We start from the raw sequence: 14,975 nt of genomic DNA, 5'->3' as shown, positions 1-14,975 counted from the left end.
CGTCGTGGATCGACGCGGCGCGGATGCGGCTTACTTGTCGTTGTCGCGCGCGTCGTCGGTGGCGGGCTTGTCCAGGCTGACCGAGTCGGCGTCGTCGTAGTCGTCGGACTCGATCTCCGGGGCGACGTGGCCGGCGTAGGTGGCCGCGGCCTCATCCGTCGGGACGACGCGCATGACGGCCAGCCGGTTCCAGCGGGTGACCACGCCGGTGGCGATCTCGACATCGACGACGTCGGGCGAGCTCGCGTCGATCACGGTGCCGAAGAGACCCGAGGTCAGCTGGACGCGGGTACCGGTGGACACCGAGTTCTGCATCTCCTGCATCTCGGCCACACGCTTCTTCTGCTTCCGCATCGACAAGAACATGAAGCCGGCCAGCAGGGCGAGCAGAAGCGGGAAGAGCAGAGCGTCCATGAGTGCGAGTCAGTCCTTTGGGTATCAGTGGGTACGGCGTGAGCGAGCGGCCTGTCCGGACGAATCCGGGCAGCATCAGCTCAGCTGTGCTCCACACAGTGTGCCACGTCTTGCGCGGAGCTCATCCCCGCAGGTGGTGCCGGTGTCCTCGACGGTCGTCGAAGATCCGGCTAGAGGTCGTCGAACAGCGTGTCGGCCGCCACGTCACGGGGACGCACCCCGAAGGTGGCGTTCATCGCACCGGCGGGCGGGGTGAGTCCGAGATGATGCCAGGCGGCGGCAGTGGCCACCCGCCCGCGCGGCGTCCGCGCGATCATGCCCGCGCGCACCAAGAACGGCTCGCAGACCTCCTCCACGGTCGCCGGCTCCTCGCCGACGGCCACGGCCAGCGTGGACACCCCGACCGGCCCCCCGCCGAAGGCGCGGATCAGGGCGTCGAGGACGGCTCGGTCCAGACGGTCGAAGCCGAGTTCGTCGACGTCGTAGACCGCGAGCGCCGCGCGGGCGACGTCCACGGTGATCGACCCGTCTCCCCTTACCTCGGCGTAGTCGCGGACCCGGCGGAGCAGCCGGTTCGCGATGCGGGGCGTGCCCCGCGACCGGCGCGCGATCTCGCCCGAGGCGTCGCCGCGGAGTTCCATGCCCAGGATCCCGGCCGAGCGGTGCAGCACCCGGACGAGTTCGTCGGGCTCGTAGAACTCCATGTGCGCGGTGAACCCGAACCGGTCGCGCAGCGGGCCGGTCAGCGACCCCGACCGTGTTGTCGCCCCGACCAGCGTGAACGGCGCGACGTCGAGCGGAATCGAAGTCGCTCCCGGGCCCTTGCCGACCACGACGTCGACGCGGAAGTCCTCCATCGCGAGGTACAGCATCTCCTCGGCCGGGCGCGCGATGCGATGGATCTCGTCGATGAACAGCACGTCGCCCTCGACGAGGTTCGACAGCATGGCCGCGAGGTCGCCGGCGCGCTCGAGTGCCGGACCAGAGGTCACCCGGATGGCGGCGCCCATCTCCGAGGCGATGATCATGGCCAGCGACGTCTTGCCGAGCCCGGGCGGTCCCGACAGCAGGATGTGGTCGGGGGTGCCACCGCGGCCCTTGGCCCCGTGCAGGACCAGTTCGAGCTGTTCGCAGACCCGCGGCTGGCCGATGAAATCAGCGAGTGACCGGGGACGGAGACCGGCGTCGAGGTCGCCGTCGGAGCGCACCGGCATCGCGCTCACGTCCCGGTCGTCGACGTCGTCCGGATCGCCGCCCATCTACGACGCCTTGCCGAGCAGTGACAGCGAGTGACGCAGCGCGGTGGACGCATCGGCGTCGGGATTCTCGGCCAGTACCGCCGTGACCGCCTTCTCCGCCGGACCGGCGGTGAACCCGAGCCCGACGAGCGCCTCGGCGACCTGCTCGCGAATACCGCCGACGACGGTCACACCGGTCGACGCCTCGCCCGTGGGCCGGTCCACCTTGTCCCGCAGTTCGACGCACAGCCGTTCGGCCACGCGTTTGCCGATGCCGGGTACCGAGGTCAGTGACTTGGTGTCCGATTCGGCGAGCGCGCGTCGCAACGCATCCGGCTCGAGGACTGCGAGGGTCGCCATCGCGAGTCGCGGGCCGACGCCGGTGACCGTCTGCAGCAGCGCGAACAGCGCACGGGCGTCGGGTTCGGTGAAGCCGTAGAGCGTCATGGAGTCCTCGCGGACGATCATCGAGGTCAGCAGCGTCGCCTCGTCGCCGCGGCGCAGCCGGGACAGCGTCGCGGGCGTCGCCAGCACGCGGTATCCCACTCCCCCGCAGTCGATCACGGCGTGGTCGAGCGCGATCTCGAGCACCGGTCCGCGGACTGACGCGATCATGCGCGACTCCCTTCTCGTGCCTGGGCCACCCGCGCGCGGTGCCGCGCCGCGGCCGCGTCGGCCTGCTTCTGTGCGGCTGCCATCCGCTCCATCATGGGTCCGCGCCAGCAATGACAGATCGCGAGCGCGAGCGCATCCGCGGCGTCGGCGGGACGTGGTTTGGTCTGCATGCCGAGAATCCGGGTCACCATCGCGGTGACCTGAGACTTGTCGGCCCGTCCGCTCCCGGTCACCGCCGCCTTCACCTCCGACGGGGTGTGGAAGCGCACCGGTACGTCGCGCTGGGACGCCGCGAGCGCGATGACGCCGCCGGCCTGCGCGGTCCCCATGGCCGTGGACACCTGGTTCTGCGCGAAGACCCGCTCGATGGCCACCACGTCGGGCTGGTGCACATCGAGCCAGTGACACGCGGAGGTGTAGATCGCGAGCAACCGCTCGGCGAGTTCCATGTCGCTGGGGGTGCGCACGACGTCCACGTCGAGGGCGGTCACCGTCCGTCCCCGACCCGACTCGACCAGCGCGATACCGCACCGGGTCAGACCCGGATCGACGCCCATGACGCGCACTCGTACCCTCCCAGGCATCGTGATCTGCGAACAGTTGTTCGAGATCTTATCGGGGAGGACGGACAAGTCCGGTGATCAACACACCGGGCGGGCGGCGGCTGTCAGTCGTTCTCGAGTTCGGCGAGGACCTCGTCGCTGATGTCGACGTTGCTGTAGACGTTCTGGACGTCGTCGGAGTCCTCGAGGGCGTCGATCAGCTTGAACACCTTGCGTGCGCCGTCGGCGTCCACCGCGACCTCGACCGACGCGCGGAAGCTGGCCTCGGCGGAGTCGTAGTCGATCCCGGCCTCCTGCAGCGCGCTGCGGACGGCGATGAGATCGCTTGGCTCGCTGACGATCTCGAAGGACTCGCCGAGATCGGTGACCTCTTCGGCGCCCGCGTCGAGCACGGCCATCAGGACGTCGTCCTCGGTCTGGCCGTTCTTCTCCAGCGTCACCACGCCCTTGCGGGTGAACAGGTAGGAGACCGAACCCGGGTCGGCCATGTTGCCGCCGTTGCGCGTCATCGCGGTCCGGACCTCGCCGGCCGCACGGTTGCGGTTGTCGGTGAGGCATTCGATGAGCACGGCGACGCCGTTGGGCCCGTAGCCCTCGTACATGATGGTCTGCCAGTCCGCGCCGCCGGCCTCTTCACCACCGCCGCGCTTGCGTGCGCGTTCGATGTTGTCGTTGGGGACCGAGGACTTCTTCGCCTTCTGGATCGCGTCGAACAGCGTGGGGTTACCCGCCGGGTCACCGCCGCCGGTCCGCGCCGCCACCTCGATGTTCTTGATGAGCTTGGCGAACATCTTGCCGCGCTTGGCGTCGATGGCCGCCTTCTTGTGCTTGGTGGTGGCCCATTTGGAGTGGCCGCTCATGTCCGTCGATTCCTTTCCCGGCGCCGGCACGTGCGGCGGGCCGTGGCCCGCATCCGGCGCACTCCTACCTGTATCCGGTCGCCCTGTTGGTGGTGCGCCCTGTTGGGTTGTTCCCGGCGTGCCGGGCTCGTGGTCTACCGCTGGTTCGGCACGATCTTACCGACGCACCATCTCCACGAAGTATTCATGTACGCGCCGGTCGCCGGTCACCTCCGGGTGGAACGACGTCGCGAGCACGTTCCCCTGGCGGACCGCGACGATCCGCCCGGCCGCCGGGCCGTCGGGAACACGCGCCAGGACCTCGACCTCCGGGGCGACGGACTCGACCCACGGCGCCCGGATGAACACCGCACGCATCGGCGCGGCACCCTCGGTGTCGGTGATCCCGGTGAACTCCAGGTCGGTTTCGAAACTCTCCACCTGACGCCCGAATGCATTGCGCCGCACCGTGACATCGAGGGCGTCCAGATGCCGTGCGTCGGGCCGGGTGTCGAGGATCGTGGAGGCGAGCATGATCATGCCCGCGCACGACCCGTACGCCGGGAGGCCGTCGGACAGCTTGTCGACCAGCGGGTCGAACAGGTCGAAGATGCCGAGCAGTTTGCTCATCGTCGTCGATTCACCGCCGGGGATGACGATTCCGTCGATCTCGTCGAGTTCGGCCGGGCGTCGCACCGCCACGGCGTCGGCGCCGGCCGCCTCGAGCGCGAAGACGTGCTCGCGCACATCGCCCTGCAGTGCCAGAACCCCGATCCGCGGCCGGTTGCCTTCGCTCACCGATCGGTCCGGGCGTGCTGGTCGTCGGGCATCACACGACCGGTGCGCGCCAGCCCCTCCTGGGTGACCGCCGCCACCAGGCGGCCCTGTCGATCGAAGATCCGTCCCTGGGTCAGCGCGCGACCACCGCCCGCCGACGGCGACGTCTGGTCGTAGAGGAGCCAGTCGTCGGCCCGGAAGGGGCGCATGAACCACATCGCGTGGTCGAGGGAGGCGACCTGCGGGTTGGACTCCGGATGGGGCACGCGCGAGGAGCCGAGCAAGGTCATGTCGCTCATGTAGGCGAGGGTGCCGACATGGAAGACGGTGTCGTCGGGCAGCCGATGGCGGTAGCGGAACCAGACTCGTTGTTGCGCAGCGAAATACGACGAGGTGACCATCATCTCCGGGGGCACGATGCGCAGATCGAAGTTGCGCCACTCCTTGAACACCGCGCGCTCTTCCTCGGCCAGCTCGTCGAGGCGGTCGGTGAGCTCGTCCGGTTGCGGCGCCGGCGGCATCCGGTCCTGGTGCTCGTAGCCCTGGTCGGTCCGTACATGGAACGACGCCGACATGGTGAAGATCGCCTCGCCGTTCTGGATGCCGGTCACCCGCCGGGTGACGAACGACCGTCCGTCGCGGATGCGGTCGACGAGGAACACCGCCGGACGATCCGGGTCACCGGGACGCAGGAAATAACCGTGGAGGGAATGAACGTCGAACTCGTCGGACACCGTGCGGGTCGCCGACATCAGGGCCTGGCCGGCGACCTGGCCGCCGAAGGTGCGCTGAAGGTGACTCGGGAACGCACCGCCGCGGTAGATGTCGGTCTCGATCTGTTCGACCTGGAGTATGTCCTCGATGGCTGCCACGCAGACCAGTATCGCGCACGGCGCCGGTGGGCACTCCCCTGCCCGCCGAAGCGCGGCCGGCGATCAGAGTTCGTCGAGGGTCATGATCCCGTCCTGGATGGCCCGGGCGACCAGCGATGCCTTCGTCGGGGCGGGACGGCCGATCTCGGCGTACTTGGCCCGGATCCGGGTGAGGTGGGTATTGACCGTACCGAGCGAGATGTAGAGCTCCTGGGCCACAGCGGGTTTGGAGTCGACGAGCATCCAGGTGCGCAGGACCTCTACCTCGCGCGAGGTGAGATTCGGCTTGGCGCGGTCGGCCGTGGCCTCCGCGACCTCGGGGACCTCGGTGAGCGCGGGAACGGCGACCGCACGGTGCAGGTGGGGGTGTCCCGGACGATGGCCCAGGCCGAGCGGCTGACCCGCGCGCGGCGTCTGGATCTGGTGGCCGGGCAACGGCATCCGGCGAGCCGCCAGACGCGCCAGGGCTTCCTTCCGGCGGGCGATGGCCTCCGCGTCACGACGAGCGCTGACCGAGCGCAGGTGCTGGGGGGCCTGATGGGCGATCGCAGTCATGTGTGCTTCCTCTTCACTCATTCAACCGGTGGTCTTCCGGGTTCTCCCGGCGATGAGATGAAGATTATGGGCTGCGGCCCGGGTGGTCGATGGGGAGAACTCCCCTACCCGTGGGGAGAACTACCCACGGTGAAACCGCAGGTCAGCGACGTGCAGATGCGGCGGCTGACTCAGTCGGCCGCGTTTCGGGCCGCCTCGGCGTCGATGAGGGGGAGATCTTCTCGCGTGACGATGCGTGACGACACCGCGTACTCCACCAGTTTGGTCCGGCGGTTGCTCGCGAGTTTCCCGCCCCCGCCGCGCATTCCGCTCACCCCGAGTTGATCGAGCTTGTCGCAGACGTTGTCGAGCTTGCGATTGAACTTGGTCAGCGGCCAGCCCAGCCGGCGCGCCGCCTGCGCCGACGACGGGATGGCACTCGAGCCGGTCCCCTCACGCCGCAGGATCTCCTCGGCCAGCACGATGATCAGCAGCTTCTGACTCTCCGTGAGCGTGGGCACGCCTTGCGTCGTGTGCCCGCCGCTGTATTCCGGCCGCGTCACCGATTTCACCTGCGGTGCGCGGGCGAACAGGCTCAGCTCGTAGGTCGTCGGGCCGGCGGTGAACACGATGGTCGTCTCACCGAAGACGAGCGGCATCCGCGCACCGGGGCCCAGGGTCGCCGAGAACCCGACGTCGCCCGCCGAGACGCTCGCCGACAGGTGCGTACCGAGATTGGTGAGCCACCAGAGCCCGTTCTCGTTGTGTATCACCAGGAATCGGCGATGTAGGTACGGGTTGTCGTCGATGGACAGATCCGCTTCGCGGCCGATGAAGAACCGTCGGTCGGCGTCGAGCGCGATGCGCTCGCCGCAGTATTCGACGTAGGTCGCCCCGGCGTCCAGCGCGGCGTCGCCGGACTCTGCGGGGGGTGTCTCGGCCCGGCCCTGACCCGTGGTCATCAGTCCTCCGATCAGCTCGGGTCGGGGGCCGGAGCAGCTCCGGCGGCCTCTCCCTGCGCCGAGTCGTCGAGCGCGGGCATCGTGAGCGTCGGCACCGACTCGTGGACACTCACGACGATGACGGTGACGTTGTCATGCGCGCCGAGCGCCAGGGCGGCGTCGACGAGCCGTTCGGCCGCCTGCCGGGAGTCCTCCGCATTGCGCAGGATGTCACCGATCTCCTCGTCGGGCAGCTCCCCGGTCAGACCGTCGGTACACAGCAGCAGCACATCCCCCGGGAATGCCGGCGTACTCGAGTAGTCGGCGACCGGGTCGACCATGCCCGCGCCGAGCGCACGCGTGATCACGTTGCGGCGCGGGTCGGTCCGGGCCTGCTCGGGCGTGAGAAATCCGGCGTCGATGAATTCCTGAACCTGCGAGTGGTCGGTGGTGAGCTGGTTGAGCGACCCGTTCTGGAAGCGATAGGTCCGCGAGTCGCCGATGTTGAGCACCAGCCAGTGCGGGCTCTGCTCGTGCGTGACGAGCACGATGCCGGTGGCGGTGGTACCCGCGCGTCGCTCGGTCTCGGTGTCGATCTCGCCGATGCGCCGCTGGGCGGCGAGCAACAGATCGTCGAGTTGCAGTTGGGTCGCCTTGAGTTCACCCGCGCTGGTGGCCTCCGACAAGGTGAGCAATGCGGCCTCGCTGGCCAGCTCGCCGCTGTCGTGCCCGCCCATGCCGTCGGCGAGCAGGTACATCCCCGGCAGCGCGAGCGCCGCGTCCTCGTTCGTCTCCCGTACTCGCCCCACATTGCACGCGGCGGACCACTCGAGCCGCAGTTCACCCACGATGTGTGTGCCCGAGACCGAAGCGTCTCGAACGATGGTCGCCGCATCCATGATCAGCAGATACTACCGCCGCGAAGCCCCTGACCCGCCACGCATGTCGACTGTTCGGTCTCCGGCGTGTTGAGACGGGGCGCCGCGGCTGCCGGCGGTCGGTCTGACCACCTACGATCCGGACGAAGCGGTCACCAACCGCGCTCGGCGAGGCGGTGCGGCTGCGGGATGTCGTCGACGTTGATGCCGACCATCGCCTCGCCCAGGCCGCGCGAGACCTTCGCCAGCACGTCCGGATCGTCGTGGAAAGTGGTCGCCTGCACGATCGCCGCGGCCCGCTGTGCCGGGTTGCCCGACTTGAAGATCCCCGATCCGACGAACACGCCCTCGGCGCCGAGCTGCATCATCATCGCGGCGTCGGCCGGGGTGGCGATCCCGCCCGCGGTGAACAGCGTGACCGGCAGCTTGCCGGCCTCGGCCACCTCGACCACCAGCTCGTAGGGAGCCTGCAATTCCTTTGCGGCCACGTACAGTTCGTCCTTCGGCAACGAGGTCAGACGCCGGATCTCGTCGCGGATCTTGCGCATGTGGGTCGTCGCGTTCGACACGTCGCCGGTGCCGGCCTCGCCCTTCGAGCGGATCATGGCCGCGCCCTCGGTGATCCGGCGCAGGGCCTCACCGAGATTGGTCGCACCGCACACGAACGGCACCGTGAAGGCCCACTTGTCGATGTGGTTGCTGTAGTCGGCCGGGGTCAGGACCTCGGATTCGTCGACGTAGTCCACCCCGAGGCTCTGCAGGATCTGCGCCTCGACGAAATGGCCGATGCGGGCCTTGGCCATCACCGGGATCGAGACGGCGGCGATGATGCCGTCGATCATGTCGGGATCGCTCATCCGCGACACCCCGCCCTGGGCACGGATGTCGGCGGGCACCCGCTCCAGAGCCATGACGGCCACCGCGCCGGCATCCTCGGCGATCTTCGCCTGCTCGGGGGTCACGACGTCCATGATCACGCCGCCCTTGAGCATCTCCGCCATGCCGCGCTTGACCCGGGCCGTGCCCTGGCCGACCTCGGGAACGGTCGCGCCGTTGTGACTCACTGAAGATCTCCTCGTGTCGCAGTCCCGACCTGCCGCGTTCGCGGCGGCGGTATGCCCACCAGTCTAGGCGAGGGGCCGAGGGCCCCTGACGAGGGATCAGTCCGCCTGGCCTGGGGTGACGCGCTCGATGATCTCGAAGTACTCCGGGGGTGCCGCGTGGCCGCCGAGCCGCAGCCATCGAACGGGCCGTCGTTGCGCGAGGGCCCTGGTGTCACGCACGGCGTCGTTGTAGAACCGACGCGCCATCATCACCCGCGTCTCGGCGTCGGCGAGTTCGACGACGAGGGCCGCGGACCGACGATTCGGGTCGGTGCGCGCCAGTGCGGCCGACAGCGCGTTCTCGGCGTCCTCACGTGCCGTCGGCGCGGCCCGCTCGGCGCGATCGGCCAGCGTGGCGAGCTCTCGCGCCTGGGCGGCGACGCCGTCGTCGACGGACGTGCGGGAGTTCGCGGCGCCGTCGCCGGCGATCATCTCCGCGGACACGGCACGCACGACCACCGCGCGCCGGTCGAGGTTCGATTCGAGCGCCTGGCGGGCGAGATCGACACGGACGTTGAGCCGGTCGAGACGGTTGGCCGTGTGGTAGGCCCATCCCGCCACGAGCAGCACGGCCACCACGCCGAGGACGATCCAGGTGGCCATCAGTCCGACACCACGACCGGACCGGCTCCCACCGTGACGGTGTCGTAGACCCGGAGGATCTGGTCGGCCACCCGCGACCAGTCGTACTTGTCGGCCCGAATCCGTCCGGCGGCGACGAGATCGCCGCGCGCCTCCGGGTCGGCGAGGAGTTCGACGAGGCCGGCGGCGAGTTGATCGGGGGACCCCGTCTCGACGAGTCGCCCGGCCCGGCCGTCGTCGAGCACTCGCCGGAAGGCGTTCAGGGAACTGGCGATCACCGCCGCCCCGGCCGCCATCGCCTCGACCAGGACGATGCCGAAGCTCTCGCCGCCGAGGTTGGGTGCGCAGTAGACGTCGGCGGAGGCCAGCGCCCGCGCCTTGGTCGCGTCGTCGACCTGTCCCAGGAACACCAGGTGTTCGGCGAGTGGACCCGCCCGCCGCCGCAGCGCCGCCTGGTTGCCGCCGCCGACGACCAGGACCCGCACGTACGGGAACCTCTCCACGACCGCGGGCAGCGCACGCATGAGCACGTCGATGCCCTTGCGCGGTTCGTCGAAACGGCCGAGGAACAGGATCGTGCCACCCGGGTGCGGATACCCCTCGAGGGGCTCGGCGTCGGCGAAGGACGCGACGTTGATGCCGTTCGGGATCTCGACGGCATCGGAGCCGAGTGACTCCATCTGCCAGCGACGCGCGAGCTCGGAGACGGCGATCTTGCCCGCGATCCGTTCGTGATACGGCCGTAGGATTCCCTGGAACACGCTCAGCCACAACGATTTCGAGGTGGCGGTGTGGAAGGTGGTGACGATGGGCCCGGAGGCCACCATCAACGACAGCATCGAGATGCTCGGCGAATTCGGTTCGTGGACGTGCAGGACGTCGAAGCCATTCTCGGCGACCCAGCGACGCAATCGCAGGTAGCCCTTGGGACTGAAATTCACCCGGGAGACCGAGCCGTTGTACGGGATCGCCAGCGCGGGTCCCGCCCGGACGACGTACTCCGGCAGTTCGGTGTCGCGGCCGGCCGGGGCGAGCACGCTGACCTCGTGGCCCCGGTCGAGGAAGACGTCGGCGAGTTCGGTGACGTGGGCCTGTACACCCCCGGGCACGTCGAACGAGTAAGGGCAGATCATTCCGATTCGCATGGCACTCCCCTGGTCGTCGTCATGTCGGCGTCCCGTCCCGCTCCACGCGACCGCGCTGACGGTCGGTCCAGTCGCTCTCCCAGAGCGGCTGCAGCATGTGCCAGTCCGCCGGATGCGCGGCGATGTTGACCGCGAAGGCGTCGGCGAGGGCCTGGGTGGCCGTTTCGATCCCACCGGAGACGTCGATCTGCTCCCCGCAACACATCCGGGAGTACGGCGCCTCCTCGAACCAGTGATGGACGGGCATCAGCGCGGCACCGGTCTCCATCGCCAGCCGTGCGGACCCCGCCGGCATGCGGGTTCGCTCGCCGAAGAAGGTCACCGGCACCCCGTGCCGGGCGATGTCGCGTTCGCCGAGCAGGCACACGATGCCGCCGGCGCGGAGCCGGTCGGCCAGCTGCCCGAACGGGGGTTGCTCGCCACCGCTCAGCGGGAAGATCTCGAAGCCGAGCGATTCCCGGTAGGCGACGAACCGGTTGAACAGTGACTCCGGCTTCAGGCGTTCCGCGACCGTCGCGAACCTGCCGTAATGGTGGACCAGCCAGACACCGGCCATGTCCCAGTTGCCGGTGTGCGGCAGCGCCAGGATGACTCCCTTGCCCCTCGCCAGCGCGGCGTCCAGTCGGGCCCGGTCCTCGTCGGGGAGCGTGACGGTGGACGTGACGGTCGCACGATCCTGCGTCGGCAGGCGGAACGCCTCGCACCAGTACCGGGCGTAGGAGCGCATGGCGTCGGCGACGAGGTCGTCGGGCACCTGCGCGGGTTCCACGCCCAGGACACGGGCCAGGTTGCGGCGCAACTGGTCCGGGCCACCGCCACGACGACCCGCGTAGCTGCCGGCACGGTCGAACAGACCCCGCGCGGCGCGTTCCGGAGCCCAGCGGACGGCGGCCCAGCCGGCCCGGTACCCGAGATCGGCGGCCATCGCGCCGAGATCGGTCATCGCTGTCCCGCGGGCGGGGTCTGACCGTCCGAGCCGGACGAGGGTTCGGCATCGCCGTTCTCGGCTTCTGCGGGTTCGGTGTCGTCGGGTTCGGGAGCGATCGGGATGAGGTCCCGGGCACCCGGCGACTGCGCGATCGACCACATCCGCTGCCCCACGGTGATCACACTCGCGATAGCGAGGATCCACATGGCGACATGCACGGCCCACCACAGGCCGAGTCCCGTCAGTCCGGCGCCGACCAACACGATGATGAGCCGGTCCGGTCGTTCGATGAGACCGCCGTCGCCGTAGAGGCCGCTCGCCTCCGCGCGCGCCTTGGCATAGGAGATGACCTGCGAGGTCACCAGACAGATCAGGGTCGCGACGAGCAGCAGGTCGTGGGGTTCGGTGACCGCGCACCACCACGCCAGGCCGGCGAAGATGGCACCGTCGGCAACGCGATCACAGGTCGCGTCGAGAACCGCGCCGAATCGGGTTCCGCCGCCGCGGGCCCGGGCCATCGCGCCGTCGAGCATGTCGAACATCACGAACAGCCAGATGACCATCGTGCCCCAGAACAGCTCGCCCATCGGGAACAGGGTGAGCGCGGCCGCGACACCGGCCAGTGTGCCGATCACCGTCACCGAGTCCGGCGTGAGCCCGGTCCGCAGGAGCGCCCGACCCATCGGGAGGGTCACCTTCGAGACCGACGCCCGACCCAGAATGCTCAGCATCGCCGAGTTCCTCCCCCATCTCGCCGCACGTCGCGCCCCGACGCTTCCCGGTCACTCATCGTCGGTCATCAGTCGCCCAGACGTTGCCAGGCCTCGGCCAGCAGTCCGCGGGTGTCCCGGAGCAACTGCGGCATGACCTTCGTCTCGCCGACGATGGTGATGAAATTCGCGTCGCCCATCCATCGCGGCACGATGTGCTGGTGGAGGTGCTCGGACAACGAACCGCCCGCCGCGTAGCCCAGATTCAGACCCACGTTGAACGCGTTGGGGTTCGACACCGCCTTGATCGTGCGGATCATCCGCTGCGTGAACGCCATCAGTTCCGCGGACTCCGCGGCGGTCAGATCCTCGAGGTCGGCGACCTGCCGGTACGGCACCACCATGGTGTGCCCCGGGTTGTAGGGGTACAGGTTCAGCACCGCGTAGACGGTGTCACCACGCGCCACGATGAGACCGTCCTCATCGCTCATGGTCGGGATGTCGAGGAACGGGTGCCCCGTCTTCTCGGCCGGTTGCGGGTCGGCGATGTAGGTCATCCGGTGGGGACTCCACAGCCGTTGCAGGCGATCCGCCACACCGACACCCTCGTCCCGGATCTCGCCGGGCGCCTCACCGAACGCGGCGTCACTCATCGAGCGCTCCCGCCACCACGACCGTCTCCACCTCGCCGAGCGCGGCCTCGACCAACTCCTTGGTGGGCGACTCGTTGCGCCTGCTCCGGAGCCACTCGACGATCACCGACACCGCATCGGCGACCGGTACGCCGTTGACCTGTGTGCCGTCGCGGAACCGGAAGCTCACCGCCCCGGCCTCGACGTCGCGTTCGCCGGCCAGCAACATGAACGGCACCTTGCCGGTGGTGTGGTTGCGGATCTTCTTCTGCATCCGGTCGTCGGAGGCGTCGACCTCGGCGCGGACACCGGCGGCGAGAAGGTCGGCCACCACATCAAATAGGTGTCCCTCGAACGCCTCCGCGACCGGGATGCCGACCACCTGGACCGGTGCGAGCCACGCCGGGAACGCGCCCGCGTAGTGCTCGGTGAGCACGCCGAAGAAGCGCTCGATGGAGCCGAACTTCGCCGAGTGGATCATCACCGGCTGCTGCTTGGTGCCGTCGGCGGCGGTGTACTCGAGGTCGAATCCGGCCGGCTGGTTGAAGTCGTACTGGATGGTCGACATCTGCCAGGTACGCCCGATCGCGTCCTTCGCCTGAACCGAGACCTTCGGTCCGTAGTAGGCGGCACCACCCGGGTCGGGCACGAGGTCGAGACCTGATTCGACGCACACCTCTTCGAGGATGGCGGTCGCGGCGGCCCACTGCTCCGCGGAACCGATGAACTTGGGCGAGTCGTCACGGGTGGACAGCTCGAGGTAGAACTCGTCGAGGCCGAAGTCGCGCAGCAGCCCGAGGATGAAGTCGAGCAGATGCTTGATCTCGTCCTTGGCCTGTTCCGGCGTCACATAGCTGTGCGAATCGTCCTGGGCGAACCCGCGGACGCGGGTCAGACCGTGCACGACGCCGGACTTCTCGTAGCGGTAGACGTGACCGAACTCGAAGAGCCGCAGCGGCAGTTCACGGTACGACCGTCCGCGCGACCGGAAGATCAGATTGTGCATCGGGCAGTTCATTGCCTTGAGGTAGTAGTCCTGCCCCTGGCGGGTGATCTCCCCTGCCTCGTTGCGTTCCTCGTCGACGTGGATCGGCGGGAACATGCCCTCGGCGTAGTACGGCAGATGGCCCGACAGGTGGAACAGATGCTCCTTCGAGATGTGCGGGGTGCCGACGTACTGGAAGCCGTTCTCGATGTGCTTCGCGCGGACGTAGTCCTCCATCTCGCGCTTGACGATGCCGCCCTTCGGGTGGAAGACCGGGAGTCCCGAGCCGAGCTCGTCGGGGAAGCTGAACAGGTCGAGTTCGGCGCCGAGCTTGCGGTGATCGCGCTTCTCGGCCTCCGCGAGCATCTCCAGGTGTGCGTCCAGCGCCTCCGACGATTCCCACGCGGTGCCGTAGACGCGCTGCAGACCGGCGTTGGCCTGATCGCCGCGCCAGTACGCCGCCGAGCTGCGGGTCAGCTTGAAGGCCGCGATGTACTTGGTCGTCGGGACGTGCGGCCCGCGGCACAGGTCGCACCAGATGCGTTCTCCGGTGCGCGGATTGAGGTTGTCGTAGACCGACAGTTCCCCGCCGCCGACCTCCATCACCTCGGCGTCGTCGGCCGCGCCCTTGTCGTCGATGAGTTCGAGTTTGAACGGCTCCCCGGCCAGTTCGGCGCGGGCCTCGTCCTTCGACTCGTACACCCGCCGCGAGAACCGCTGACCCGACTTGATGATCTGCTTCATCTTCTTCTCGAGGGCGGTGATGTCCTCGGGGGTGAAGGGTTCGGCGACGTCGAAGTCGTAGTAGAAGCCGTCCTTGATCGGCGGGCCGATCCCGAGCTTGGCCTCGGGGAACAGCTCCTGGACCGCCTGCGCGAGAACGTGTGCGGTGGAGTGCCGGATCACGCTGCGGCCGGCCTCGGTGTTCGCGGCGACCGGTTCGACATCGGTGTCGGCGTCGGGTGCCCACGACAGGTCGCGGAGATCCCCGCCCGCGTCACGGACGACGACGATGGCCTCCGGGCCCTTGTTGGGCAGCTCGGCCTCGCGCAGTGCGGTGCCCGCGGTCGTCCCAGCCGGCACACGGATCGTGGCGGGGCTGGTCACCTGGACGTCGTCGGGCACGGGGGCGCTCCTCGGGTTGGGGCGGACACGCGAAGACGCGTCCGGGTCGGACGTTTGCGACTCTGATGGTATCCGCGACGGGTCGTCGTGGAGT

The 14,975-nt window shown here is 68.9% G+C and carries 17 protein-coding genes; all 17 read right to left on the bottom strand.

The features are described 5' to 3' along the window. Positions 1 to 30: 30 nt before the first annotated feature. Positions 31 to 414, bottom strand: coding sequence for a preprotein translocase subunit YajC (gene yajC / locus MVF96_RS11265; RefSeq protein ID WP_065632106.1), 384 nt, complete (start codon positions 412 to 414; stop codon positions 31 to 33). A 170-nt stretch (positions 415 to 584) separates the two neighbouring features. Next, positions 585 to 1,673 (bottom strand): Holliday junction branch migration DNA helicase RuvB, encoded by a 1,089-nt coding sequence (ruvB, locus tag MVF96_RS11260; RefSeq protein WP_058250271.1) that lies wholly within the window; start codon positions 1,671 to 1,673, stop codon positions 585 to 587. Beyond that, the gene (ruvA, locus tag MVF96_RS11255; protein ID WP_065632105.1) at positions 1,674 to 2,267 is read right to left on the bottom strand and encodes a Holliday junction branch migration protein RuvA; all 594 of its coding nucleotides are present in this window, start codon (positions 2,265 to 2,267) and stop codon (positions 1,674 to 1,676) included. Continuing rightward, positions 2,264 to 2,833 carry a crossover junction endodeoxyribonuclease RuvC gene (gene ruvC, locus MVF96_RS11250; RefSeq protein WP_058250269.1) on the bottom strand — a complete coding sequence of 190 codons (570 nt, stop codon included), beginning with the start codon at positions 2,831 to 2,833 and terminating at the stop codon, positions 2,264 to 2,266. The genes ruvA and ruvC overlap by 4 nt, the downstream gene beginning before the upstream one ends. A gap of 101 nt (positions 2,834 to 2,934) precedes the next feature. Beyond that, on the bottom strand, positions 2,935 to 3,690 hold the full coding sequence (locus MVF96_RS11245) for a YebC/PmpR family DNA-binding transcriptional regulator (protein ID WP_058250268.1): 756 nt from the start codon (positions 3,688 to 3,690) through the stop codon (positions 2,935 to 2,937). A gap of 156 nt (positions 3,691 to 3,846) precedes the next feature. After that, entirely contained in the window at positions 3,847 to 4,467 is a 621-nt protein-coding gene (pdxT, locus tag MVF96_RS11240) for a pyridoxal 5'-phosphate synthase glutaminase subunit PdxT (protein WP_137808769.1), read from the bottom strand. Continuing rightward, the gene (locus MVF96_RS11235) at positions 4,464 to 5,318 is read right to left on the bottom strand and encodes an acyl-CoA thioesterase (protein ID WP_065632103.1); all 855 of its coding nucleotides are present in this window, start codon (positions 5,316 to 5,318) and stop codon (positions 4,464 to 4,466) included. Before MVF96_RS11235 ends, pdxT begins: the two co-directional genes overlap by 4 nt. Positions 5,319 to 5,381: 63 nt before the next feature. Further along, entirely contained in the window at positions 5,382 to 5,873 is a 492-nt protein-coding gene (locus MVF96_RS11230; protein WP_058250265.1) for a helix-turn-helix transcriptional regulator, read from the bottom strand. A 170-nt stretch (positions 5,874 to 6,043) separates the two neighbouring features. Further along, positions 6,044 to 6,814: an FHA domain-containing protein gene (locus MVF96_RS11225; RefSeq protein WP_165630143.1), complete on the bottom strand. Its 771-nt coding sequence runs from the start codon at positions 6,812 to 6,814 to the stop codon at positions 6,044 to 6,046. A gap of 11 nt (positions 6,815 to 6,825) precedes the next feature. Further along, entirely contained in the window at positions 6,826 to 7,692 is an 867-nt protein-coding gene (locus tag MVF96_RS11220; protein ID WP_058250263.1) for a PP2C family protein-serine/threonine phosphatase, read from the bottom strand. Positions 7,693 to 7,823: 131 nt separating this feature from the next. Further along, on the bottom strand, positions 7,824 to 8,735 hold the full coding sequence (gene pdxS, locus MVF96_RS11215; RefSeq protein WP_058250262.1) for a pyridoxal 5'-phosphate synthase lyase subunit PdxS: 912 nt from the start codon (positions 8,733 to 8,735) through the stop codon (positions 7,824 to 7,826). Positions 8,736 to 8,831: 96 nt separating this feature from the next. Next, the gene (locus MVF96_RS11210; protein WP_065632100.1) at positions 8,832 to 9,377 is read right to left on the bottom strand and encodes a LemA family protein; all 546 of its coding nucleotides are present in this window, start codon (positions 9,375 to 9,377) and stop codon (positions 8,832 to 8,834) included. Further along, on the bottom strand, positions 9,377 to 10,501 hold the full coding sequence (locus tag MVF96_RS11205; protein WP_165630144.1) for a glycosyltransferase family 4 protein: 1,125 nt from the start codon (positions 10,499 to 10,501) through the stop codon (positions 9,377 to 9,379). Before MVF96_RS11205 ends, MVF96_RS11210 begins: the two co-directional genes overlap by 1 nt. A gap of 19 nt (positions 10,502 to 10,520) precedes the next feature. Then, positions 10,521 to 11,444, bottom strand: a complete 924-nt coding sequence (locus MVF96_RS11200; protein WP_165630145.1) for a phosphatidylinositol mannoside acyltransferase — start codon at positions 11,442 to 11,444, stop codon at positions 10,521 to 10,523. Then, the gene (pgsA, locus tag MVF96_RS11195) at positions 11,441 to 12,160 is read right to left on the bottom strand and encodes a phosphatidylinositol phosphate synthase (RefSeq protein WP_165630146.1); all 720 of its coding nucleotides are present in this window, start codon (positions 12,158 to 12,160) and stop codon (positions 11,441 to 11,443) included. The genes MVF96_RS11200 and pgsA overlap by 4 nt, the downstream gene beginning before the upstream one ends. 68 nt (positions 12,161 to 12,228) lie before the next feature. Continuing rightward, positions 12,229 to 12,792, bottom strand: coding sequence for an ATP adenylyltransferase (locus MVF96_RS11190; RefSeq protein WP_165630147.1), 564 nt, complete (start codon positions 12,790 to 12,792; stop codon positions 12,229 to 12,231). Next, positions 12,785 to 14,881 (bottom strand): threonine--tRNA ligase, encoded by a 2,097-nt coding sequence (gene thrS, locus MVF96_RS11185; RefSeq protein WP_165630148.1) that lies wholly within the window; start codon positions 14,879 to 14,881, stop codon positions 12,785 to 12,787. The genes MVF96_RS11190 and thrS overlap by 8 nt, the downstream gene beginning before the upstream one ends. Between the last annotated feature and the right edge of the window lie 94 nt (positions 14,882 to 14,975).

The organism is Gordonia hongkongensis, from assembly GCF_023078355.1.
Lineage (GTDB): Bacteria > Actinomycetota > Actinomycetes > Mycobacteriales > Mycobacteriaceae > Gordonia > Gordonia hongkongensis.
This window is presented reverse-complemented; position numbering and strand designations above follow the sequence as displayed.

What these genes read in the sequence shown, in the direction of transcription:
- yajC (WP_065632106.1), bottom strand. Translation starts at nt 414, where the DNA reads ATGGACGCTCTGCTCTTCCCGCTTCTGCTCGCCCTGCTGGCCGGCTTC.
- MVF96_RS11220 (WP_058250263.1), bottom strand. Translation starts at nt 7,692, where the DNA reads ATGGATGCGGCGACCATCGTTCGAGACGCTTCGGTCTCGGGCACACAC.
- ruvB (WP_058250271.1), bottom strand. Translation starts at nt 1,673, where the DNA reads ATGGGCGGCGATCCGGACGACGTCGACGACCGGGACGTGAGCGCGATG.
- MVF96_RS11190 (WP_165630147.1), bottom strand. Translation starts at nt 12,792, where the DNA reads ATGAGTGACGCCGCGTTCGGTGAGGCGCCCGGCGAGATCCGGGACGAG.
- MVF96_RS11225 (WP_165630143.1), bottom strand. Translation starts at nt 6,814, where the DNA reads ATGACCACGGGTCAGGGCCGGGCCGAGACACCCCCCGCAGAGTCCGGC.
- MVF96_RS11205 (WP_165630144.1), bottom strand. Translation starts at nt 10,501, where the DNA reads ATGCGAATCGGAATGATCTGCCCTTACTCGTTCGACGTGCCCGGGGGT.
- MVF96_RS11210 (WP_065632100.1), bottom strand. Translation starts at nt 9,377, where the DNA reads ATGGCCACCTGGATCGTCCTCGGCGTGGTGGCCGTGCTGCTCGTGGCG.
- MVF96_RS11200 (WP_165630145.1), bottom strand. Translation starts at nt 11,444, where the DNA reads ATGACCGATCTCGGCGCGATGGCCGCCGATCTCGGGTACCGGGCCGGC.
- MVF96_RS11245 (WP_058250268.1), bottom strand. Translation starts at nt 3,690, where the DNA reads ATGAGCGGCCACTCCAAATGGGCCACCACCAAGCACAAGAAGGCGGCC.
- pgsA (WP_165630146.1), bottom strand. Translation starts at nt 12,160, where the DNA reads ATGCTGAGCATTCTGGGTCGGGCGTCGGTCTCGAAGGTGACCCTCCCG.
- MVF96_RS11230 (WP_058250265.1), bottom strand. Translation starts at nt 5,873, where the DNA reads ATGACTGCGATCGCCCATCAGGCCCCCCAGCACCTGCGCTCGGTCAGC.
- ruvA (WP_065632105.1), bottom strand. Translation starts at nt 2,267, where the DNA reads ATGATCGCGTCAGTCCGCGGACCGGTGCTCGAGATCGCGCTCGACCAC.